General features: G+C 66.5%; 22 protein-coding genes. 11 read left to right on the top strand and 11 right to left on the bottom strand.

The features are described 5' to 3' along the window. Positions 1-11: 11 nt before the first annotated feature. Positions 12-749, bottom strand: coding sequence for a hypothetical protein (locus TabM4_RS03430; protein ID WP_434618441.1), 738 nt, complete (start codon positions 747-749; stop codon positions 12-14). Between the two features lie 310 nt (positions 750-1,059). Between TabM4_RS03430 and TabM4_RS03425 the strand changes: the two genes are divergently transcribed. The 3 genes from TabM4_RS03425 (at position 1,060) to TabM4_RS03415 (ending at position 2,865) form a co-directional block, all read left to right on the top strand. Then, complete coding sequence (locus TabM4_RS03425; RefSeq protein WP_434618438.1) at positions 1,060-1,626, top strand: hypothetical protein; 567 nt, start codon at positions 1,060-1,062, stop codon at positions 1,624-1,626. Further along, positions 1,626-2,372 carry an FHA domain-containing protein gene (locus tag TabM4_RS03420; protein WP_434618435.1) on the top strand — a complete coding sequence of 249 codons (747 nt, stop codon included), beginning with the start codon at positions 1,626-1,628 and terminating at the stop codon, positions 2,370-2,372. Before TabM4_RS03425 ends, TabM4_RS03420 begins: the two co-directional genes overlap by 1 nt. A gap of 127 nt (positions 2,373-2,499) precedes the next feature. Beyond that, the gene (locus TabM4_RS03415) at positions 2,500-2,865 is read left to right on the top strand and encodes a hypothetical protein (protein ID WP_434618432.1); all 366 of its coding nucleotides are present in this window, start codon (positions 2,500-2,502) and stop codon (positions 2,863-2,865) included. Positions 2,866-3,044: 179 nt separating this feature from the next. Here the strand turns inward: TabM4_RS03415 and TabM4_RS03410 are convergent, their stop codons facing one another. Continuing rightward, complete coding sequence (locus TabM4_RS03410) at positions 3,045-3,245, bottom strand: YgaP family membrane protein (protein WP_434621913.1); 201 nt, start codon at positions 3,243-3,245, stop codon at positions 3,045-3,047. 290 nt (positions 3,246-3,535) lie between these two features. Between TabM4_RS03410 and TabM4_RS03405 the strand changes: the two genes are divergently transcribed. The 3 genes from TabM4_RS03405 to TabM4_RS03395 all read left to right on the top strand — a co-directional run bounded on the left by TabM4_RS03405 (position 3,536) and on the right by TabM4_RS03395 (position 5,572). Continuing rightward, positions 3,536-3,742, top strand: a complete 207-nt coding sequence (locus TabM4_RS03405) for a cold-shock protein (protein WP_023665438.1) — start codon at positions 3,536-3,538, stop codon at positions 3,740-3,742. Between the two features lie 139 nt (positions 3,743-3,881). Then, positions 3,882-4,826, top strand: a complete 945-nt coding sequence (locus TabM4_RS03400; protein ID WP_434618428.1) for an alpha/beta hydrolase fold domain-containing protein — start codon at positions 3,882-3,884, stop codon at positions 4,824-4,826. Continuing rightward, positions 4,823-5,572, top strand: coding sequence for a class II aldolase and adducin N-terminal domain-containing protein (locus TabM4_RS03395; RefSeq protein ID WP_434618425.1), 750 nt, complete (start codon positions 4,823-4,825; stop codon positions 5,570-5,572). The genes TabM4_RS03400 and TabM4_RS03395 overlap by 4 nt, the downstream gene beginning before the upstream one ends. Here the strand turns inward: TabM4_RS03395 and TabM4_RS03390 are convergent. The 5 genes from TabM4_RS03390 to TabM4_RS03370 form a co-directional block, all read right to left on the bottom strand. Beyond that, entirely contained in the window at positions 5,569-7,200 is a 1,632-nt protein-coding gene (locus tag TabM4_RS03390) for an ABC transporter ATP-binding protein (RefSeq protein ID WP_434618422.1), read from the bottom strand. The two genes, TabM4_RS03395 and TabM4_RS03390, sit on opposite strands and share 4 nt — an antisense overlap. Continuing rightward, the gene (locus TabM4_RS03385) at positions 7,193-8,008 is read right to left on the bottom strand and encodes an ABC transporter permease (RefSeq protein ID WP_434618419.1); all 816 of its coding nucleotides are present in this window, start codon (positions 8,006-8,008) and stop codon (positions 7,193-7,195) included. The genes TabM4_RS03390 and TabM4_RS03385 overlap by 8 nt, the downstream gene beginning before the upstream one ends. Continuing rightward, positions 8,005-8,961 carry an ABC transporter permease gene (locus TabM4_RS03380; protein ID WP_434618416.1) on the bottom strand — a complete coding sequence of 319 codons (957 nt, stop codon included), beginning with the start codon at positions 8,959-8,961 and terminating at the stop codon, positions 8,005-8,007. The genes TabM4_RS03385 and TabM4_RS03380 overlap by 4 nt, the downstream gene beginning before the upstream one ends. Before the next feature lie 16 nt (positions 8,962-8,977). After that, entirely contained in the window at positions 8,978-10,564 is a 1,587-nt protein-coding gene (locus TabM4_RS03375; protein ID WP_434618414.1) for an ABC transporter substrate-binding protein, read from the bottom strand. A 119-nt stretch (positions 10,565-10,683) separates the two neighbouring features. Continuing rightward, positions 10,684-12,708, bottom strand: a complete 2,025-nt coding sequence (locus tag TabM4_RS03370) for a CocE/NonD family hydrolase (RefSeq protein ID WP_434618411.1) — start codon at positions 12,706-12,708, stop codon at positions 10,684-10,686. 191 nt (positions 12,709-12,899) lie between these two features. On the opposite strand from TabM4_RS03370, the gene betC reads away from it, so the two are divergent. Together betC and TabM4_RS03360 are read left to right on the top strand one after the other, a co-directional pair. Then, on the top strand, positions 12,900-14,408 hold the full coding sequence (gene betC, locus TabM4_RS03365; protein ID WP_434618408.1) for a choline-sulfatase: 1,509 nt from the start codon (positions 12,900-12,902) through the stop codon (positions 14,406-14,408). Positions 14,409-14,537: 129 nt separating this feature from the next. Then, positions 14,538-14,909: a DUF805 domain-containing protein gene (locus TabM4_RS03360; RefSeq protein ID WP_434618405.1), complete on the top strand. Its 372-nt coding sequence runs from the start codon at positions 14,538-14,540 to the stop codon at positions 14,907-14,909. A 239-nt stretch (positions 14,910-15,148) separates the two neighbouring features. On the opposite strand, the gene TabM4_RS03355 is transcribed toward TabM4_RS03360, so the two are convergent. The 3 genes from TabM4_RS03355 to TabM4_RS03345 form a co-directional block, all read right to left on the bottom strand. Continuing rightward, entirely contained in the window at positions 15,149-16,495 is a 1,347-nt protein-coding gene (locus TabM4_RS03355) for a glutamate--cysteine ligase (RefSeq protein WP_434618403.1), read from the bottom strand. A 98-nt stretch (positions 16,496-16,593) separates the two neighbouring features. After that, the gene (locus TabM4_RS03350; protein ID WP_434618400.1) at positions 16,594-17,136 is read right to left on the bottom strand and encodes a hypothetical protein; all 543 of its coding nucleotides are present in this window, start codon (positions 17,134-17,136) and stop codon (positions 16,594-16,596) included. Continuing rightward, on the bottom strand, positions 17,133-17,855 hold the full coding sequence (locus TabM4_RS03345) for a 16S rRNA (uracil(1498)-N(3))-methyltransferase (RefSeq protein ID WP_434618397.1): 723 nt from the start codon (positions 17,853-17,855) through the stop codon (positions 17,133-17,135). The genes TabM4_RS03350 and TabM4_RS03345 overlap by 4 nt, the downstream gene beginning before the upstream one ends. A gap of 12 nt (positions 17,856-17,867) precedes the next feature. Here TabM4_RS03345 and ubiA point away from each other — a divergent pair, with 12 nt between their 5' ends. The 3 genes from ubiA (at position 17,868) to TabM4_RS03330 (ending at position 21,816) form a co-directional block, all read left to right on the top strand. Beyond that, positions 17,868-18,833 (top strand): 4-hydroxybenzoate octaprenyltransferase, encoded by a 966-nt coding sequence (gene ubiA / locus TabM4_RS03340; protein ID WP_434618394.1) that lies wholly within the window; start codon positions 17,868-17,870, stop codon positions 18,831-18,833. Between the two features lie 91 nt (positions 18,834-18,924). Further along, a complete protein-coding gene (locus TabM4_RS03335; protein ID WP_434618391.1) occupies positions 18,925-21,450 on the top strand; it encodes an OmpA family protein in 2,526 nt (841 codons plus the stop codon). Between the two features lie 36 nt (positions 21,451-21,486). Then, positions 21,487-21,816 (top strand): hypothetical protein, encoded by a 330-nt coding sequence (locus tag TabM4_RS03330; RefSeq protein ID WP_434618388.1) that lies wholly within the window; start codon positions 21,487-21,489, stop codon positions 21,814-21,816. A 21-nt stretch (positions 21,817-21,837) separates the two neighbouring features. On the opposite strand, the gene TabM4_RS03325 is transcribed toward TabM4_RS03330, so the two are convergent. Next, positions 21,838-22,647, bottom strand: coding sequence for an alpha/beta hydrolase (locus TabM4_RS03325; protein ID WP_434618385.1), 810 nt, complete (start codon positions 22,645-22,647; stop codon positions 21,838-21,840). Positions 22,648-22,718: the final 71 nt, after the last annotated feature.

Raw genomic sequence — 22,718 nt, 5'->3', positions numbered from 1 at the left:
GGGCCGTGAAATCAGTTCACAAGGGCAAGCAGCTTGCGGTTGCGCGCCAGCCGGTCCTGCGTGCTGGCCGCAGCGCTTTCCACGCCGCCCAGACCACCCTGACCCTGCCGCTGCGCGGACTTGATCTCGTTGCGCGTCTTCACGATGTTGCGCTCGCTCGCCGCCAGCGCCGAGTCGACCGCGCGGCGGTTCGAATTGATGGCGTTCACCCGCGCATTGTAGGACGACTTGGTGATCTGCCCCGCCGCCAGCTGGCGGTTCAGCGACGCGATCTCCGCATTCTGCGACCGCACCACGGCGCGCAGGTTCGATTCCACCGAATTCAGCCGCGTGCTGACGCCGCGCAGATTGGCCAGAACCTGATCCCGCTTGACCAGTTCCACATTCTTCGCCGCCGCCGCGCGACCCACCTGATTGCCGGTCACACCGCCCGCAACCCCGCCGACCACGGCACCCGCCGCGCAGTCGTTCCCGTCACCACCCAAAAGCAGCGCGATCCCGCATCCGGCCAGCGCGCCGACGACCGCGCCCTCGACCGTGTTTCGCACGATGATATTGTTTGTGACCTGATTCAGGCTCTTGGCCTCGGCCTCCAGCTTCCGCTCCGCCGCCGTCTTCTGCGTCGAAACCGCAGTGACCGCAGTCGCGGGTTTTGTCGTCGCACCGCCCGTCCCGCTGGACGTGGTCTCGGTGCAGGCCGAAAGGGCCAGTCCGACTACGAAAATTCCGACAGTAGTGAGACGGCGCATAAATGATGCTCCCAAAATTGTGATGCACATAGGCAAATCCTTGCCTAGGCGTGACCATGCGTCAACGAATGTGTGCTTCAACGGGACCTTAGTCGAAAATGGGGCATGCCCGTGTCAAACTGGGAACATTTGTTAACGCGCCTGCGAAATTTCAGAAAAACAACATCTTAGGGTCACCATTCCCCCTGATCACACCGTCGCGGTTGACAGCGCGCCACCGGCTGCAAAACACTGAGGCCGGTTTCGCGCCTTCGTGAGGTCACGTGACCGACGCTGTTGGAAAGATCGAATCGGCCTTCGGGAGAGTGCTTTGGGAACAAGATCGTGGTGGCGGCCCATCCTGGGCGTGGTGCAGGGACGGTTCGACCTTTTCGCCAAAGTCATAGGCAGCATCAACGACCTCTTCTCCGTCATCGGCACAATCGCAGCATTGCTGGGGCTCGCCGCCGCGAAATCCGACAGCACCTCGCTTCCCACCATCCCCATCCACGATGCTCCCTTCCCGGTGCGCCTCGTCCTCTTCCTCGCCTTCGCCGCCGGGATCGGCTGGACCACCGGCCTGCTCGTGCGTCTGGCCCAGCGCCTGCCGCGCGATGTCCGCGTGCTGGTCTCGCTCATCCTTGCCATCCTCATGGCGGGCTTCGTCGCGGGCCTCGCCGATTGGCTCGTCTCCCCGCGTCAGCGCACCGACCTGCCGCAGGAATTCCTCCTCGCCGTGATCGGCGCGATGTTCGCCTGCCGCTGCATGGTGGAGAACTTCGGCGCGCAGCGCGGCATCGCCGGGCCTGCCGCCGTGGCGGAACGCAGCCTCGTCCTGCTGACCTTCACCATCTCCACCGCCGCCATCCTGATCTTCGACCAAATGGGGGCACGCTGATGCCAAACCACGGCCCGCTCGAAGCCAAACCCGCCGCCCGCCTGCTCTTCGCGGCAGGAGTCCTCGACCTCCTTCTCCTCTATGTCCTTGCGGGCATGGCCTATCCCGCGCTCAAGGGGCCGATCACGGCCCTCCTCCCCGCCGCCCTCGACCGCTTCGCCCTGCCCATCTTCTTCATCGTCCTGCTGCCACCCTTCTGGCTCATCACCGATGTCCTCGCGGGTGGCTACAGCCCCGGTCGCCTCGCCCTCGGCCTCGGCATGTCCGACAGCAGCGGCAAGCACATGTCACTCCCGCGCCGCTTCACCCGCTTTCTGGGCAAACTCTTCTGCTTCGGCATCTCCGGCCTGCGCTTCGGCAGCCTGTCGCATTACGACCGCCTCGCCGGAACCGTCTGGCGCTGCCCCATGGCCCCGCCCACAGCCGCCGACCTGCGGCTCACCTTCCTGAACGGCAAACTCAAGGGCCGCGCCGGAGCCTTGGGCAAGATCCCCGGCTTCACCCCCGACAAACCGCTCCGTCTCGGGCGCGACAAGGCTTGGTCGCATGTCCCCCTTGATGAACCCAGCATCTCCGGCCGCCATTGCGAGATCGTCATCCGGAACGGCGTGCCGATGATCCGCGACCTCGGCTCCACCCATGGCACATTCGTGAACGGCACCCGCATCCCGGCCGAGAAATGGGTCACCCTCGCCAACGCCCGCGACTTCTCTCTCGCCAAGCAGAAACTGGCCCTCCGCCCCTAGGTCCGCGGTCCGGGGTCACCGCTCCGACCAAGGTCCAACCGACCTCGAATCGCTTTGTCCGCAAGCCGGGCGATGCCATCTTCCCGCAGACGGTGGCGATGACGCCAGATACGGGAGGGAATACAGAATGCGCAAAGGAACAACAGCCATCGCCCTTGCCGGGGCGGCCCTTCTTGCGGCCTGCGTGCCGCAGGTCGCGGGGTCATGGAAGATCACCGCCATCTGCCCGCCGCAAAGCCAATACGGCAACATCCGCATCGACGCGCAGGCCGATGTGGTGGAGATCGCGCCGAACGTCTTCCGGGGCACCGTGACGAACAACCTGCAACAGCGGGGCAGTTTCGACAGCCGCCTCGACGGCGACGCCCTCACCTCCCGCATCACCTGGGAAGGGCTCGGCCCGACCGAATCCCTTCTCGTCTTTGATCGGGCCAGCGGGTCCTTCCGCGGGCTCGACAGCAACGGCTGCACCCTCTCGGTCGTCCGGCCCTGACCCACAGGAAGAACGGCCCCCGCCTTCGCAGGGGCCGTCAAGCTTTCCTTCGCATTCCTTGCCCCACCGCCCGCTGCGCGCATACGCTTTGCGGTACCGATTGCGGCACGGCCTGCGGTATGGCCGCCGCGCAGGGTTGCCCGGAAAACAGGCAGCCCCGGCGCCCCCGGCCCCGCGCCTCAGAAAGCGCAGCCCGGACGCAGGCCCAGCTTCTTCATCACCGATGCCGCAGGGCAGAACCCGGTCACGCTCGACTGGATCAGGTTCACCCCGATGAACACCGTAAACCACAGGAAATAAGGGGAAACGAACTGCGTCAGCAGCACGCTCACCAGAACCATCACCCCCGCAAAAGCCAGCACCGCACGATCCAGCGACATGTCGTCATCTCCCATCCAAGCGCCCCGAAACCGGGCCGCGACACTGGGGATATAGCGGCTCCGGCCATTACATTCAATATGCTGAATGTATTTTCCCGAACCCTTTCCGCCGATTTACCCTGCGTTAACCCCAATTTTCTTGATTTCTTGCCCATATACCCCCATATCCCCCGGTGCGACGTTAACTCTACTCGACTTCTGTCTCGGATTTTCCGGCCACAGCATCGACCAAGCTGACGGGGCCAGGCCGCCGCAAGGTGCGGGCGGCAGATACGACAGGAGACTTCACGATGGCCAAGGGCACCGTGAAATGGTTCAATGAAACCAAAGGCTACGGCTTCATCGCCCCGGAAGGCGGCAAGAAGGACGTGTTCGTCCATATCACCGCGCTGGAGCGTGCTGGCCTGCGTGGCCTGAAGGACGGCCAGGCCGTGACCTTCGACATCGAAGCAGGCCGCGACGGCCGCGAGTCGGCAACGAACCTCGCCCTCGCCTGATCCATCCGGATCGCCGAAATTCCAAAGGGGCGCAGCCATTGGCCTGCGCCCCTTTGCTTTTGCCCCCTTGTTCATCCGCGACACCAGCGCAGGCCGCAATCCGCTAGCCATCCGCGCCCGCCGCGCGCAAACTCGGGCAATGGACAGCCCCGATTACACCACCCTCATCGACGCCCCGACCTGGGACTTCATCCGCAGGACCGAGGCCGCCTATCCCCCCGACACCGCCACCCTCTCCATCGCCGATCAACGCGCGATCTACGATGCCATGTGCCGCGCCTTCCATCGCGGCTATCCCCCCGGCGTCACGGCGGAAGACCGCCCCTTCGACGGCATCCCCTGCCGCCACTACCCCGGCCAAGGCGGCACGGTCGTCTATTTCCACGGCGGCGGCTTCGTGGTGGGCGGCCTGCACAGCCATGACGATGTCTGCGCCGAAATCCGCGCCGAAACCGGCCTGACCGTCGTCTCGGTCGATTACCGCCTCTGCCCCGAACACCCCCACCCCGCCGCCTTCCACGACGCCCTCGCCGCCACCCGCGCCATCGCCGCCGAATGCGCGGCGCCCCTCCTCCTCGCGGGCGACAGTGCGGGCGGCACCCTCGCCGCAGCCACGGCACAGACCATCGGCCGCAAAGGCGCCCTTGGCATCGCGGGCATGGTCCTCATCTATCCCGGCCTTGGCGGCAACCGTGACGCGGGCTCCTACCTGACCCATGCGCAGGCCCCCATGCTCACCCGCGACGACGTCCTCTTCTACGCACGCATCCGCCATGGCGATGCCCCTGAACCGCCCCCCGATCCCAGCTTCGCCCCGCTCTCGGACAGCGACTTCGCGAACCTCCCCCCCACCCTCGCCATCGCCGCCGAATGCGACCCGCTCGCCGATGATGCCACCGCCTATGCCGCCCGCCTGACCGCCGCCGGAACCCCCGCCCGCGCCATCACCGAACCCGGCCTCGTCCATGGCTACCTGCGCGCCCGCGCCACCGTCCCCCGCGCCGCCGCCAGCTTTGCCCGCATCACCCGCACGCTTTCCGCCATGGCCAAGGGAACTTGGCCCGGATCAGAGGATCACCCATGAACGCCCCCAGCCCCAACCTCACCCATTGGCAGGAACGCTGCGACATGGCCGCCGCCTTCCGCTGGACCGCCCGCCTCAACATGCACGAGGCCGTGGCGAACCACTTCTCCCTCGCCATCAACCCCGAAGGCACGCGCTTCCTCATCAACCCCAACGGCCGCCATTTCGCCCGCATCACCGCCTCCGCCCTGATCGAGATCGACGCGAACGACCCCGCCACGATGGACCGCCCCGATGCCCCCGATCCCACGGCATGGGGCCTGCACGGCTCCATCCACCGCGCCCTGCCCCATGCCCGCTGCGTCATGCATGTCCATTCCATCCATGCCACCGTGCTGGCCAGCCTCGCCGACAGCCGCCTTCCCGCCATCGACCAGAACAGCGCCATGTTCCACGACCGCATCGTGATCGACGATCATTACGGCGGCATGGCCTTCGAAGAGGAAGGCACCCGCTGCGCCGCCCTTCTGGCCGATCCGAAGACCATCGCCATGGTCATGGGAAATCACGGCGTCCTCGTCATCGGCCCCAGCGTGGCCGAGACGTTCAACCGCCTCTATTACTTCGAACGCGCGGCCGAGACCTATATCCGCGCCCTGCAGACAGGCCGCCCCCTGCGCATCCTGCCCGATGAAATCGCCGAAAAGACCGCGCGGGAATGGGCCGCCTATCCCGGCTTCGCCGAGGCGCATCTGCGCGAACTCCGCGCCCTGCTGGATGCCGAGGGCAGCGACTACGCCCGCTAATTCCCCGCGCTTTCCATCTTGCGATGGGCCAGCACCTCCTCCAGCCAGCCCAGCCGCATCTCGGGCACCGAAGACAGCAGCAGGTCGGTGTAATCGTCGAAGGGCGGCGTCAGCACATCGGTCTTCGACCCGTATCGCACCACTTGGCCCCGATACATCACCGCGATCCGGTCCGCGATGGCGCGCACCGTGGCAAGGTCATGGGTGATGAACAGATAGGCCACCCCCTCCCGCGCCTGCAACTCCAGCAAAAGCTTCAGGATGCCATCCGCCACCAGCGGATCCAGCGCCGAGGTCACCTCGTCGCAGATGATCAGCTTGGGCTTCGCCGCCAGCGCCCGCGCGATGCAGACCCGCTGCTTCTGCCCCCCCGAAAGCTCTGCCGGGTAGCGGTCGGCATAGCCCTTGCCCATCTCGATCTGGTCCAGCAGGTCCTGCACCCGCCGCCGCTTCTCCTCGCCCTTCATCCCGAAATAGAATTCCAGCGGCCGCCCGATGATCGTCCCCACCGTCTGCCGCGGGTTCATCGCCACATCGGCCATCTGATAGATCATCTGCAACTCGCGCAGGTCATCCCGACTCCGCGCCGCCAGATCACGCGGCAAGTCTCGCCCGGCAAAGGTGATCCGCCCGGTGGAGGGCGGCAAAAGCCCGGTGATCGCCCGCGCCAGCGTCGATTTCCCCGATCCGCTCTCCCCCACCACGGCCAGCGTCTGCCCGGCGGGCAGGTCCACCGTGACCGATTTCAGCACGTCGAAGGACGTCCCCTTGTAGCGCGCCGTCACGTTCCGCACCGAAAGCAGCGGCGGCGCCTCGGCCTTCTCCACATGCTCGATCGACCGGACAGAGACCAGCGCGCGGGTATACGCCTCGCGCGGGGCGGTGATCACCTGCCCCACCGCGCCGTATTCCACCTTCTTCCCGTGCCGCAGCACGAGGATGTCATCCGCCACCTGCGCCACCACGGCCAGATCGTGGGTGATGTAAAGCGCGGCCACCCCGGTATCCCGGATCGCCTCCTTGATCGCCGCCAGAACGTCGATCTGCGTCGTCACGTCCAGCGCCGTCGTCGGTTCGTCGAAGATCACGAGGTCAGGCTTCGGACACAGCGCCATCGCCGTCATCGCCCGCTGCAACTGACCGCCCGAAACCTGATGCGGGTAACGCTGCCCGAATGTCTCGGGGTTCGGCAGGCCCAGCTTGCGGAACAGCCCCACCGCCCGCTTCTCCGCCTCCTCGCGCCCCATCACCCCATGGGAAACCGAGGTCTCGATCACCTGCTCCATCAACCGCTTGGCCGGGTTGAAGGCAGCGGCGGCCGATTGCGCCACATAGGTCACCTCGCGCCCTCGCAGCGCCCGCAACCCACCGGCCCCCAGCCCCCTGATGTCGCGCCCGTTCAGCACGATCTCCCCGCCCGTCAGCCGCACGCCCCCGCGCCCATAGGCCATGGCCGACAGCCCGATGGTGGATTTCCCCGCCCCGGATTCCCCGATCAGGCCCAGCACCTTGCCCTTGGCCACGCTGACCGACACGTCATCCACCAGAACCACATCGCGCGGCGGTTCCCCCGGCGGATAGGACGTCGCCTCGATCCGCAGGTTCCTGATCTCCAGCAATTCAGGCACCGCGCCCCCCTTTCAGGCTCGTCGTCCGCGACAGGATCCAGTCCGCCACAAGGTTCACCGAAATCGCCAGCAGGGCGATGGCCAGCGCGGGCATCAGCGCGGCGGATTTGCCATAGATCAGCCCGTCCTTGTTCTCCTTCACCATCCCGCCCCAATCGGCCAGCGGCGGCTGGATGCCCAGCCCAAGGAAGGACAGCGTCGAAATGAACAGCACCGCGAAGATGAACCGCAGCCCGAACTCCGCCACCAAAGGCGACAGCGCATTGGGCAATATCTCGCGGAAGATGATCCACCCCTGCCCCTCGCCGCGCAGCTTGGCCGCCTCGACATAATCCATCACCGCGATATCCATCGCCACCGCCCGCGCCAGACGGAACACCCGCGTGGAATCCAGCAATCCCATCACCACGATCAGCACCGTCAGGTTGATGGGCAGCACCGACAGCAGTACCAAGGCCACGATCAGCGACGGGATCGCCATCATCAGATCGACCATCCGCGACAGGCCCTGATCGACCCACCCGCCCCGCACGGCGGCAAGGAACCCGAGGAAGGACCCAAGACCGAAGGACAGAACCGATGCCGCCAGCGCCACGAAGATGGTGATCTGCCCGCCATAGATCATCCGGCTCAGGATATCCCGCCCGATCGTGTCCGTGCCCAGCCAATGCGTGGCCGAGGGCGACTCCCACACCCCCCCCATCACCGCATCCACCGGATAGGGCGCGATGACCTGCGCGAAGACCGCGCAAAAGACGAAGGCCCCGGTCAATATCAGGCCCAGCAGGGCCGAGAAGGGTATCCTCATTTCGGGTGCCTCAGACGCGGATTGGCGATGATCGCGATGACATCGGCAAGGATGTTCAGCCCGATATAGACGGCGGCGAAGATCAACCCCACCGCCTGCACCACCGGCAGGTCGCGCTTGGCCACATGGTCTACCAGATACTGGCCCAGCGCGTTATAGCCGAAGACCACTTCCACCACGACGACCCCCACCACCAGATAGGCAAGGTTCAGGACCACGACGGAAACGATGGGCGCGATGGCATTGGGAAAGGCGTGCTGCCAGATCACCCGCATCGGCGACAGGCCCTTCAATTCCGCCGTCTCGATATAGGCCGATTGCATCACGTTCAGGATCGCCGCCCGCGTCATACGCATCATATGGGCCAGCACCACCAGAACCAGCACGATCACCGGCAGGGCCACGGCCTGCAACCGCTCCCAGAAGCCCATGCCCGGAAAGACCATGGCAACCGGCTGGAAGATCGGAAAGACCTGCGTCAGCAGGAAGATCACGAAATAGGCCGCCACGAATTCCGGCAGCGAAATCGTCGACAGCGTCACCCCGGAAATCACCTTGTCCGGCCACCGCCCCTGATAGCGCGCCGCGACAAGGCCAAGCAGGATCGCCAGCGGCACCGAAATCGCCGCCGCACAGGCCGCAAGGAACAGCGTATTGCCAAGGCGTTGGCCGATGGCCTGCCCGATATCCTGCCCATTCGTCAATGCCGTGCCGAAATCCCCGGTCAGGATGCCGCCAAGCCAGTCGAAATACCGCACATGGGCCGGCTCATTCAGGCCCATCGCCTCGCGCATGTTGGCAAGCGCCTCCGGCGTGGCCGACTGGCCAAGGATCGCCTGCGCCACATCGCCCGGCAGTGCCTCGGTGCCCAGAAAGATCAGCAGCGACACCGCAAGCAAGAGAAGCAGGCCCAGCGCGATACGCTGGGCCACCAGTTTCAGGATCGGATGCACCGCGGTCCGGTCCCGATCACGCCGTCAGCCAGCACTTGGCCAGCGCGCGCCCGTTCATCAGCTCATGCGTCGGATCGACGAACCAGCCGCCCACCTCGGCGCGCCGCGCCTCGACGAACTCGTTGAACATCGGGCAGATCAGGCCGCCCTCGTCGCGCACCAGCATGGCCATTTCCGAATACATGGCCTTGCGCTTCTCGCCGTCCAGCTCGCCCCGCGCGGCAACCAGCAGCTCGTCGAACCGCGCGTTCTTGAACCGCGTGTCGTTCCAGTCCGCGGTCGAGGCATAGGCGGTGGAGTACATCTGATCCTGCACCGGACGCCCGCCCCAATAGCTCGCGCAGAAGGGCTGAACGTTCCACACGTCGGACCAATAGCCGTCATCCGGCTCCACCTTCACCTCCAGCGGGATGCCCGCCTGCGCGGCGGTCTGCTGGAACAGTTGCGCCGCCTCCACCGCGCCGGGGAAGGCACCGGGGGCCGTGCGCAGCACGATCGGGCTGCCGTCATGGCCGGATGCCTTGTAATGCTCCGCCGCCTTCGCCAGATCGAATTCCCGCTGCGGGATCGATGCGTCGAAATAGGGATAGGCCGCGTTGATCGGGAAGTCATTGCCCACCGACCCGAAGCCGCCAAGGATCTTGTCCACCATCTCCTGACGGTTGATCGCGTATTTCAGCGCCATGCGCAGGTCGTTGTTGTCGAAGGGCGCGGTATCGGCATGCATGATGAACACGTAATGCCCGCGACCCGCCGCCCGCTCGATGGAAACGCCCGGCATCCCCTTCAGCAGTTCCACGATCTTCGGATCGACCCGGTTGATCATATGGACCTGACCGGATTGCAGCGCCGCCGTCCGGGCGGTGTTGTCGTTGATGATCAGGATCTCGGCCCCATCGGCGTGGCCGATGCTGCTGTCGAAGTAATTCGCATGCCGCTCGAACACGGCGCGCACGCCCGGCTCGAAGGACACCACCTTGTAGGGCCCGGCCCCGATGCCCGCATTCGGGTTGTCATAGCCGCCACCCGGCTGAATCTGCAGGTGATAATCGGCCAGCAGGAAGGGCAGGTCGGCATTGGCCGCCGCCAGCTTCAGGGTGACCATGTCCCCCTCCGCCACCATCTCGGAAATCCCCTGCACGATGCCAAGGGCGCCCGACTGCGCCTTCTCGTCCGTATGCCGCTTCAGCGTGGCGACCACATCCTCCGCCGTCACCGTCTTGCCGTCATGGAACTCCACGCCCGACCGGATCTTGAACTTCCACTCCGTCGCATCGGCATTGGACGAAATCTCCTCCGCGACGCGCGGCTCGACCTCGCCCTTCTCGTTCACGATGACCAGCATCTCACCCCAGAGCATGCTGACTGCAAAAGGCGCGGGCGATGCCGCAACCGCGGGGTCCAGCGAGTTGGTCGATTCCCCGCCCGAAATCCCGGCCTTGATCACGCCACCCTTCACCGGCTGCGCCTGCGCGACCGAGGCCAGCAGCGAATTCGCCATCGCCGCCGAAACACCAAGTGCCGAAGCACGGCCCACGAATTCACGACGGCTCATCAGCCCGCGCGCCGCACGCTTCAGCATATAGTCGAATTCAGAATTCATCCCGGTGGTCTCCCTATTGTGGCCGCCCCCTGCGACGGCCGTTTTTGTTGATTGCTCAATCAGTAACCCGCGAATCTCCGCCGGGGCAAAGGTTTTTTCCCACGCCCCGGTCACGTTTTTCAGACGAACCTCCGCGGCACGCTCTCATCCCAGACCCGTTCGAAGACCAGCGCCTCCCCCTCCCATGCCCGCAGCACCGCCCGGTGCCGCAGATGGGTGGCGCTCCCCGTCATCTCCGCCTCCGCCCGCGTCCGCACCGACCAGTCCCCCCGCGACAGCCGCTGCTCCCACACATGCACCGCCCGCGCCGAAAGCGGATCATCGGGCCGGATCTCCCACCGCTCGCTCATCGTCTCGCCGCTGCACAGCCCATGCGTCAGGTTCTCCGCATCGCCCAGATCATCCTCCACGATCAGGGCATATGTCCCCGCGATCAGGTCCTCCTCCACGAACCGCCGCGTCCGCCCCGCACGGATCACCCTATGCTTCCACGGCACTGCATGTTCCGCAGGCGGTGGGTCCCACTCCCCCACACTCCCCGCATGCACAGGCAGCGTCAGGCTCCCCCCCGTCACCACCAACCGCCCCGCCTCCGGCGACGGCCAGACGAAGGGCCAGTAACTGTTCGAAAGCGCCAGCCGCAGCCGATGCCCCGGCGCCACCCGATAGGCCATCTGGTCCAGAGCGAAGGCCACCTCCACCGCCTCCCCCGGCACCATGGGCATGGGGTTCTCCCGGCTCTCCCGGTGACACGGGTTCAACATCCCATGCGCGATCCTGACCGAGGCCCCGTCCGGCCCCACATCGCACAGCCGCGCCACGACGAACCCAAGCGGCCGGTCCGATGCCACCCGCAACCGCAGCTCCGCCGCGCCCAGAAGGTCCAGCCCCGCTTCCAGCACCTCACCATCGAAACACAAAGACAGCGCATCATCCTCGCGCTGATCCCCCGGCATCTCGGCATTCAGGCCCATGGGAAAGAACTCCCCCGCCTTCAGACCCAGATGCTGCGGCGTCGCCACCGTCAGGGCGAACCCCTCCGCCCCTTCGTCCCGGCCCAAATACCCCTGCGACGCCCCCGCCCCGCGCGCGGCCTGCAAAGCCAAGACCTGCCGCGATACGCGTGGCGACGGCCACTCCGCCTCGGCCACCCAATGCCCCGGCCTGACCTTCGCGCTGGCATCCGGGGGGGCGGAATGCATCATCCACACCCGATAGGCCGGATCATGCTCCGCCCCGTTCTCCACCCCCTTCAACCAGCGGTCCCACCACCGCACCGCCTCCTGCAGGAACCCCACCTGCGGCCCCGGCACCGCCGTATGCGGGTATTGATGCACCCAAGGCCCCACGATCCCCTTGCAGGGCGCGGGCACGTTCTCAACCAGATGCGCGACCGTGTTCATGTAATTGTCGGCCCAGCCGCCCCAGATCAGGACCGGGGTCCGCATCCGGGAATAATCCTCGCACACCGATCCGTGCTTCCAGAACGCCCCCCGCTCCTGCAGCGCGGCCCAGCGCGGCGCCAGCCAAGGCTCGGCCTCCAGCCGCTGCATCCACATCCGCCGCCAATCCGGGCGCAGCACAGGGTCCGGCGGGCGCGAGGAATAGGACAGCATCACCGCCCCCCAGCCGAAATTCTCGCCCAGCAGGCAGCCGCCCTTGTAATGGATGTCATCCGCAAAGCGGTCGGTGGTGGAACAGACCGAAATCACCGCCTTCAACGCGGGCGGCTGGTTGAACGCGGCCTGCAGGCAATTGAACCCGCCCCAGGACTTGCCCATCATCCCCACCGCACCGCTGCACCACGGCTGGCGCGACAGCCAGTCGATGACGGCCACCGCATCATCCATTTCCTGCTGCGTGTATTCGTCGGCCATCAGCCCTTCGCTGTCGCCATTCCCCCGCATGTCCACCCGCACGCAGGCATAGCCATGCCCGGCGACGTAAGGATGCATCATCTCGTCCCGCGGCAGGGTCCCGTCGCGCTTGCGATAGGGGATGTATTCCAGAACCGCCGGCACGGGCCGCACCCCGGCATCCTCGGGCATCCAGACCCGCGCCGACAGGCGGCAGCCATCGGGCATCACGATCCCCATATCCTCCTGCTCGACGACACGGCAGGGAAACTCGGTCCGGATGGTCATGCAGCCCTCCCCTTCTTTGCGGCCATCAGACTCCACCCCAAAGCCGACTCACGGCCAAATCCCGGCCATTCCTCCCCCATTCGCGACATCGCGCCCCGATGTCGGGCGCAGGTCGGCAATGGACGTTCCCGCCCTATCCTCGCCCGCGACGCTTCCCTAATCTCGCCCCGAAGCAGACGCCGGAGAACGCCATGACCAACCGCCCCAACATCCTCATCCTCATGGTGGACCAACTCACCGGCACCCTCTTCCCCGATGGTCCCGCCCCCTTCCTCCATGCCCCGAACCTGCGCCGCCTTGCCGAAAGGTCGGTGCGGTTCGCCAACAGCTACACGCCCTCGCCGCTCTGCGCCCCCGCCCGCGCGGCCTTCATGTCCGGCGCGCTGCCCAAACGCACCCGCGTCTATGACAACGCCGCCGAATTCGCCTCCGACATCCCGACCTATGCCCACCACCTGCGCCGCGCGGGCTATCAGACCGCGCTTTCCGGCAAGATGCATTTCGTCGGCCCCGACCAACTCCACGGTTTCGAGGAACGGCTCACCACCGACATCTACCCCGCCGATTTCGGCTGGACGCCCGACTACCGCAAACCCGGCGAAAGGATCGACTGGTGGTATCACAACCTCGGCTCCGTCACGGGCGCGGGCGTGGCCGAAATCACCAACCAGCTTGAATACGATGACGACGTCGCCTTTCAGGCCGTGCAGAAACTCTACGACCTCTCACGCGGCCACGATGCCCGCCCTTGGTGCCTGACCGTCAGCTTCACCCACCCGCACGACCCCTTCGTCGCCCGCCGCAAATTCTGGGACCTCTACGAAGGCGCCCCCGAACTGGAACCGCCCGCCGCCATCCCCTACGAAGATCAGGACCCCCATTCCCAACGCCTGATGGACGCCTGCGACTGGCGCGCCTTCGACATCACCGACAGCCATATCCGCCGCGCCCGTCAGGGCTATTTCGCCAACATCTCCTATGTCGATGCCAAGATCGGCGAAATCCTCGACACGCTGGAGGCAACGCGGCAAGAGGCGATCATCCTCTTCCTCTCGGACCATGGCGAGATGCTGGGCGACCGGGGCCTGTGGTTCAAGATGAACTTCTTCGAAGGCTCCGCCCGCGTCCCCCTGATGATCTCCGCCCCCGGCCTCACCCCGCAGCGCATCGACACGCCGGTGTCCACCATCGACGTGACCCCCACCTTGGGCGCGCTGGCAGGCATCGACATGGCCGAAATCCTGCCATGGACCGATGGCGAAAACCTCCTGCCGCTGGCGCAGGGCACCCCCCGCAGCGCGCCGGTGGCCATGGAATATGCCGCCGAAGGCACGATCACCCCGATGGTCGCCCTGCGCGATGGCCCGTGGAAATACATCCGCTGCCCCGCCGATCCCGAAATGCTCTTCCACCTCGAAACCGATCCGGCGGAACGCACCAACCTCGCCGCCGATCCCGCCCATGGCGCCACCCTCGCCGCCTTCCGCGCCAAGGCCGATGCCCGCTGGAACCTCGCCGCCTTCGACGCCGCCGTCCGCGAAAGTCAGGCCCGCCGCTGGGTGGTCTACGAGGCGCTCCGCAACGGTGCCTATTACCCGTGGGATCACCAACCCCTCCGCGCCGCCTCCGAACGCTACATGCGCAACCACATGGACCTGAACGTGCTGGAGGAAAGCAAACGCTTCCCGCGCGGCGAATGATCCGCCCCCCGCGCGGGGCACCGGCGAAGAAAACCGTTGGCGCCGCGCCACGGCTTCGGTAACCCTTTTCCCGCCGCCTCCGCTGCATTCGGAAGGACAAGGCGAAACAAAGGGAACCGAGGGAACGCAATGAACATGATCGAGGCCGTCAAGGCCGTCTTCTCGAAATACGCCACCTTCGAAGGCCGCGCGCGGCGGTCGGAATACTGGTGGTTCGTCCTCTTCAACTTCATCGTCAGCTTCGTGCTGGCCATGCTCTTCGGCGGCGGAGGCAACGGCTTCGGTGGCGACATCTTCAGCATGATCTGGACGCTCGCCACGCTGCTGCCCTCGCTCGCCGTCGGCGCGCGCCGCCTGCATGACACCAACCGCTCCGGCTGGTGGCTGCTGATCATCTTCGTCCCGCTGATCGGGATGATCGTGCTGATCGTCTTCTTCGCCTCGCGCGGCACGCCCGGCCCCAACCGCTTCGGTCAGGACCCGCTGCAAACCCGCCCATGACGGCAAAAAGGGGCGGGGATCACCCCGCCCCAAAGCCTGACGAATCCTGAACCCGCAGCCCGCCGCGTGCTGACACTTTGCGGTACAGTTTCCGGCACAGGTTTCGGTACACCCGCTTGGCACCGCAAAACGCCCCGCCACGGCGTCATCCTTAATCGAAACTCACCCCACAGCCCGCTGCGTGCTGACAGTTTGCGGTACAGTTCGCGGCACGGGCAGCGGCACGGCCGCCCCGGCCCTCAAAGGCTCGCCGCCTCATAGATATGGGAGAGGTCGCCCCCCCATTCCCCACGATACAGCGAAAGCCAGCGATCCGCTTGCGTCACCCCGGTCTCCACCGCCTCCACCAGCGGCGCCAGATATCTTTCCTCGCCCAACCCCCGCCCGGCCAGCCCCGCCTGCGACAGGGCGACCGCAGCCCGCGCCAGATCGGAAATCCGCACCCCGCCCGCCTTGCCCGCCAGCCCCTCGACCGAGGCCGCAACCCGCAGCCCCTCGCGCGTCTCGGCGTCCAGCCCCTTCACAAGGTCCCAAGCCGCGTCCAGCACCGTCTGGTCGTACATCAGCCCCACCCAGAAGGCAGGCAGCGCCACGACATGCGCGAAATCCCCGCAATCGGCCCCGCGCATCTCGATGTAGCGCTTCACCCGCGCCTCCGGGAAGACCGTGGTCATATGGTCCGCCCAGTCCGAAAGCGTGGGCTTCTCGCCCGGCAGCGCAGGCAGTTCCCCCTTCAGGAAATCGCGGAAGGATTGGCCCAAGGCATTGATATACTTGCCGTCGCGATAGACGAAATACATCGGCACATCCAGCACCCAGTCCACATAGGCCTGAAACCCGAACCCCTCGTCAAAGGCGAAGGGCAGCATCCCCGTCCGGCTGTCATCCAGTCCCCGCCAGATCCGCGACCGCCACGACTTGTGCCCGTTTTCCTTCCCCTCGAAAAACGGGGACGAGGCGAAAAGCGCCGTCGCCACGGGCTGCAAAGCCAGCGCCACGCGCATCTTCTTCACCATGTCGGCTTCCGACGCATAGTCCAGATTCACCTGCACCGTGGACGTGCGGTACATCATCTGCGTGCCATGCGTGCCCACGCGGCCCATGTAATCCGTCATCAGCCGATAGCGCCCCTTGGGCATCACCGGCATATCCTCATGCCGCCATTCCGGCGCCGCGCCGATCCCCATGAACCGGATGCCCAGAGGCTCGGCCAGCGACCGCACCTCGTCCAAATGGTTTCTTAACTCGGATTCGGTTTCCTTCAGGCTGGCAAAGGCCGCACCCGACAATTCGAACTGCCCGCCCGGCTCAAGACTGATATTCGCCCCGTTCCGTGTCAGACCGATCACATTCCCGCCCTCGCGCACCGGCTCCCAGCCGAACTGCGCCTCCAGACCCGAGAAGAGCGCGTTAATGGATCGTTCACCATCATAGGGCAGCGGGCGGCGGCTGTCGGTCAGCCAGCCGAACTTTTCATGTTCGGTCCCGATACGCCACAAGTCCTTGGATTTGCAGCCGGATTCCATGAATTCGGCCAGCTGGGCAAAGCTTTCGATCGGCCCGCCGCCGGATTGGGGAATCGACATCTGGAAGGCTCCGCATCTTCGCTTTGATCAAGGCCCCATGTGGTGCTTTGACTGCACGGTCAAGTCAAGGGGCCGGAACCGCCTTGCCGCCAACTGTCTCAGACCGTTGACACACCCGTCCCCGCCCGCCGCCAGACCACCCGCATCGCCTCCCCGGCCACCAGCCCCGTCCCGCCCGACCGCCCCTCGGGGGCAAGCGCCGCCAGAAGGCCCGGCATGTCCATCCCCGGCAGGGTGGCAAAGACGTCGAACAGGGCCCCAGCCCCCGCCGCATCCACCGGCACCAGCAGGGCCTGCCCATCCGCCTGACGCAACCGCCACAACCGCCGTCCGCGCAGCGTCACCAGCCGCACCTCCACCAGTTCCGGCACGCTGACAAATCCGCCAAGTGCAGGCCCCATATAGGAAATCTGGCCCTCGTCCACCTCCACCACACCCGGCGCATCCGCCCCTTGGGCAAAGCGCATCCGCCGCCATGCCTGCACCGCCAGACCCGCAGCCAACCCCGCCAGACCCAGACCGAAGGGCACCAGCATCCAGCCCCCTCCCGACGCCACCCAAAGCCCCAGCGCCACCACCGCCGCCGCGGCGATCACCTCGCGCCACCGCCACAGGGCATCCCGCAATTCCGGCCGGATCACCGCCAATCCCCTAAGGCCGCCTGCCACAGCACCAGCGCCGCCACCGCCGCCGTATCCGCCCGCAGGATGCGCGGCCCAAGGCTGACGGGCAGCACCGCAGGCATCGCCCGGAGCTTCGCCTTCTCGCCTTCCGAAAACCCGCCCTCCGGCCCGATCAGAATGGCCCAAGGCCCCGGTTCCGCCCCTGCCAACCCCTGCGCCGCCCCCACCAGAGACTCGTCGCACCACAGGATGCGCCGCCCCTCCGGCCAGCCTGCCAAGACCCGATCCAACGCGACAAGATCAGCAACTTCAGGCACATAGGTGCCCCCGCACTGTTCCGCCGCCTCCACGGCATGGGCCTGCAACCGGTCCTGCCGGATGCGTTCGGAATTCGTGTGCCGGGTCTGGACGGGCACGATCCGGCGCACCCCCATCTCCACCGCCTTTTCCACGATGAAATCCGTCCGCGCCTTCTTGATCGGCGCGAACAGCAGCCACAGGTCCGGCGGCATCAGCAGGGCCTTGGTCCGCACGTCGCAGACCAGAACGCCCCCCCGCTTGCCCGCCTCGGCCACCTCCGCCCGCCATTCCCCGTCGCGCCCGTTGAACAGCGAAACCACCGCCCCCTTGCCCAACCGCATGACGGAAAACAGATAATGTGCCTGATCCGCGCCCAAGGCCACGGCTTGCCCCTGCCCGAGGGGCTGATCTACATAAAGACGAACCTTCGCATCCATGGCCCGCACCCTATGACCCAACCGCCCGTAATTCCAGAGGCCGGCACCGTCGCCGATGCCCCGCGCGGCAATTGGGTCGACACGCTCGCCCCCGCCGCCACCCGCCCCTACCTGCGCCTGTCGCGGGCAGACAGGCCCATTGGTACATGGCTCCTGCTGATCCCCTGCCTCTGGGCCGTCGCCCTTGCCGCCGCCTCCACCGGCGGTTTCACGTGGCTCGACCTCTGGCTCGTCGCCTCATCCGCCATCGGGGCCTTCCTCATGCGCGGCGCGGGCTGCACATGGAACGACATCACCGACCGCGACTTCGATGCCGCCGTCGCCCGCACCCGCTCGCGCCCCATCCCGTCGGGCCAAGTCACTGTGAAACAGGCGGTTTTCTGGATGGTGGCGCAAGCTCTCATCGCGGCCTGCATCCTCTTCACCTACCACCCCCTCGCCATCGCCCTCGGCGTGGGCTCCCTCGCCCTCGTCGCGATCTACCCCTTCGCCAAGCGCTTCACATGGTGGCCGCAGGCCTTCCTCGGCCTCGCCTTCAACTGGGGCGCGCTGCTGCTCTGGGCGGCGCATTCCGGCAGCCTGACCCTAGCCCCTATCCTCCTCTATGCCGCAGGCTTCGTCTGGACGCTGTTCTACGACACGATCTACGCCCATCAAGACAAGGAGGATGACGCCCTGATCGGCGTCCGCTCCACCGCCCGCCTCTTCGGGCAGAACACCGGCAAGTGGCTGGCGGCCTTCCTTGTCGTCACCGTCCTCCTGATGGCCGCCGCCTCCGTCGTGGCCCTGCTGCCGCTCGCCTCTCCCCTGCCGCTCCTCGTGGCCCTCATGGGGGCATGGGGAATGGGCGCACACATGCTCTGGCAGATGCGCCGCGTGGATATCGACGATCCCGCCGCCTGCCTTGCCGTCTTCCGCTCCAACCGCGATGCGGGCCTGATCCCTGCGCTGTTTCTTGCCGCTGCGGCACTGGTTTGATTGATCCCCGCCCACCGGGGCCGTAAGCACATGGCGTGCGCGAAGAATCCCTTCTTCCGCCGCCCAGCACTGCCAGAACGAAAGCTGCCCGATGCGCCTTCCCAACCTGCGCCTGCCCAAATCCCTGCGCCCGGCAGACCTGCGCCGTCTGCGCCTCCCGCAGGGCTTGCTTGCGCTGATCGCCTTCTCCCTCGCAGGCCTTGCCGCCATCGGCATCGCCCTTGCCGCTGCCGCCGTGATCGAACGCCGCTCGCTCAAGGCGGTGAACTGGGCGCTGGCGAATGAAGGCATCACATGGGTGAAACCCGCCGCAGACGGGATGCTTGTCACCCTGACGGGAACCGCCCCGAACGAGGCCGCCCGCTTCCGCGCCGTCAGCATCGCAGGCACCGTCATCGACAGCGGCCGCGTGCGCGACGAACTCGAGGTGACGCCCGTCAACCAGATCGAAGCCCCCCGTTTTTCCGTGGAAATGCTGCGCAACGACGACGGAATCCAACTCATCGGCCTCCTTCCCGATGGCGAGGATGAGGCGACCCTCGCCACGGCCGCCGCAGAACTGGCGGGCAGCATCCCGATCACCGACATGCTCGAAACCGCGACCTATGCGCCCCCCGAAAGCTGGGAGCCCGCCTTCGCCTTCGGCCTTTCCGCCCTCAAATTGCTGCCCCGCTCCAAGATTTCCGTCTCGGCCGAGGGGGTGGAAATCAAAGCCATCGCCACGAGCGAGACAGAGAAGCGCAACCTCGAATCCGAACTCGCCCGGCAGCGCCCCGAAGGCCTTGCCGTGATGATCGACATTTCCGCGCCCCGCCCGGTGCTGACGCCCTTCACGCTGCGCTTCGTGAAAGATGCCGAAGGCGCCCGCTTCGACGCCTGCTCTGCCGATAACGAGGCCGCGCGCAACCGCATCCTCGCCGCCGCCGTCGCTGCCGGGATGGAGGGCAAGGGTGCCTGCACCGTGGGCCTTGGCGTGCCCAGCCCCCGCTGGGCCGAGGCCGCCGAGGCCGGGATCAAGGCCATCGCCGCCATGGGTCAGGGCACGATCACCTTCTCTGACGCCGACATCTCGCTGGTCGCTGCAGAAGGCACGCCGCAGGCTGCCTTCGACCGCGCCGTGGGCGAATTGAAGGCCGCGCTCCCGCAGGCTTTCTCGCTGGCCGCCACCCTGCCCAAAGCGGCAAGCGCCGCAGGGGCAGGCCCGGCGGAATTCACCGCGGCACTCTCTGCCGATGGTCGCGTGGAACTGCGCGGCCGGGTCACCGACGACGTTCAGCGTGAGGCCGTCGACAGCATCGCAAAGCTCGAATTCGGGGTGGGCAAGGTCTACAACGCCACCCGCCTTGACCCCGAACTTCCCGATGGCTGGCCCGTCCGGGTGCTTGCTGGCATCGAGGCGCTTGGCGAACTCGCCGAGGGCGCGCTCTTGGTGCGCGAAGACACGGTCGAAATCTCGGGCGTCACCGGATCGTTGACCGCACGCGACCGCATCAGCCAGATCCTCTCGGGCAAACTCGGTCAGGGCCAGACCTTCAAGGTCTCCGTCCGCTATGACGAGGCGCTGGATCCCCTCGCCTCCATCCCCACTCCCGAGGAATGCCTCGCCAACCTCAAGTCAATGGTGGCGCAGCAGAAGATCACCTTCCCGCCGGGTTCCGCCGAGATCGACGCCGCAACCGGGCAGTTGATGAACCGTCTGGCCGAAGGTCAGGAAGGCTGCCCCGCCTTGGCGATAGAGATTTCCGGCCATACCGACGCCCAAGGCTCCGAAGAGGGCAACCGCGCCTTGTCGCAGGCACGGGCCGAGGCTGTTCTGGTCGCCCTGCAGGGTCGCCGCGTCGACGTCTCGCTGATGCGCGCCAAGGGCTATGGCGAGGAACGCCCCATCGCCGACAACGGCACCGAGGAAGGGCGCGAGGCGAACCGCCGCATCGAATTCGCCCTTATCGGCGCGCCGGTCGAAACCGCCAATGCAGCAGGCACCGCCCCCGTCGCAACCGAGACAGCCACCGATGCCGCGCCCTCTGCAGATGCACCGGCCGCGTCAACCACCGTGCTTGCCGCCCCCTCGGCGCCCTCCGACGGAGCGGCCTGCGTGGCGAGCATCGCGGCCCTTCTGGATAAGGACAAGATCACCTTCGACCCCGGCTCAGACGACATTTCCGAAGCCTCCGGCAGCCTTGTCGACGCGTTGGCGACAGTTATCAAGCAATGCCCCGGCACCCCGATCGAGGTGGCGGGCCACACCGATTCGCAAGGCACCTCGCGCAACAACCAGACCCTGTCGGAAGATCGCGCAAAGGCCGTTCTGGTTGCCCTGCGCGAAAGGGGCGTGGACGTCTCCACGATGAAGGCAGTGGGTTACGGCGAGGAAAAGCCCATTGCCGACAATGGCGACGAAGAAGGGCGCGAGGCCAATCGCCGCATCGAATTCACCCTGATCAGGGCAGCCGCAGCCACCGAAACCACGACAGAAACCCAACAGGCGCAGGCGGCAACCACGCCCCTACCCCGGCTTCCCGACGGTTCACCCGACTTCTCGGCTGATACCAGCCCCTCCATCGCGCCACAGGAAAAGACCTTGCGTCCGCTGCCCCGTCCCGCGAATAACGACTGATCGTATCTCGCAGACACAAGCCGCAGACGCAGGGCCATGAACCGCCAGGAATTCATCACCGCCACCGCCATCATCCTTCTGCTGGCCTTCGCGCTTGGCTGGTTCGCCTATTGGCTGCTGCATCGCTTCACCCGTGTCGCAGGCGGCGACATGGCGGAACTGGACAACCTCGCCCGCTCCCTGCACGAGGCGGAAGAGGCACGCGAACAGGCGCTGATCTACCTCGAGGAACGCGAGGCCGAACTTCTCAACCAGATATCCCAGACCGAGGCGGAATTGCGCGCCGCGATGGAGGGCCTGCGCGACGCAAGGCACGAGGCAGAGGAGATGCGCGCCTATATCGAACGGATGCACGCCGCGAACTGATCGCTGGCGGGGGCGGCGGCACTAGTCCAAGCCACCCAGACAGGCCCGCATCAGCGCTGATCCGGGATCAGTCAAACCATCGATCACGTCGAAATGATGCCGCCCCGGATCGACCGTCCACGGGCAGTCCCATTCCTCGGACAAATGCCGCGCCTGCCAAAGGAAGGCTGGTCGCTCCTGCCCCCCCACCCAGACATGGCACTCCACACCTGACGCCCGGGCCAGCCGCGCCGGACTTTCCATTGCGCATTCCGGCCCATCCAGACGCAGCGCGTCCTGCATTTCCGTCTCCATCAGCGGCGCCAGCTCCGCCAGTGGCGAAACCGGCACCACCCGCCGCAGTCCCGGCACCGCCTGATCTGCACAACCCATGCGCGCCGACAGATGCCCCCCCGCCGAATGCCCCGTCACTACGACAGGCACCCCCGGCACCGCCTCCGCCGCCACCGCGCAGGCCCGCGCCACCTCCGCCGTGATCCCCGCGATCCGTGCCGCAGGCGCCAGCGTATAGGACGGCATCGCGCAGGCCCATCCCCGCGCCACCGCGCCCGCCGCCAGATGCGACCATGTCTCGCGGCCAAAGGCCATCCAATAGCCGCCATGCACGAAAATCAGCAGCCCCCGCGCCACCCCCTCGGGCAGGAACAGGTCGAACCGCTGCCGCTCCGCCCCGCCATAGGCCAGCCCCAGCCGTGCCCGCGCCCCAAGTGACTCACGGAACCCCGCCGCAGCCGCCTCCCACTTGGGCGGATAGCCCTCCGCCCTCGCGATGAAGGCCCCGTTCGCATAGGCGCGGTCCGTCTCCGACCGCCATTCCCGACCCTTCGCCATCCATACCTGCCGATTTGATCAAAATTGTCGCGCCGCCGATGAAATCTGCCCTGCCGGAACTGGACAATCCC

It is taken from the genome of Tabrizicola sp. M-4 (genome assembly GCF_051132405.1).
Classification (GTDB): Bacteria; Pseudomonadota; Alphaproteobacteria; order Rhodobacterales; family Rhodobacteraceae; genus Paragemmobacter.
This window is presented reverse-complemented; position numbering and strand designations above follow the sequence as displayed.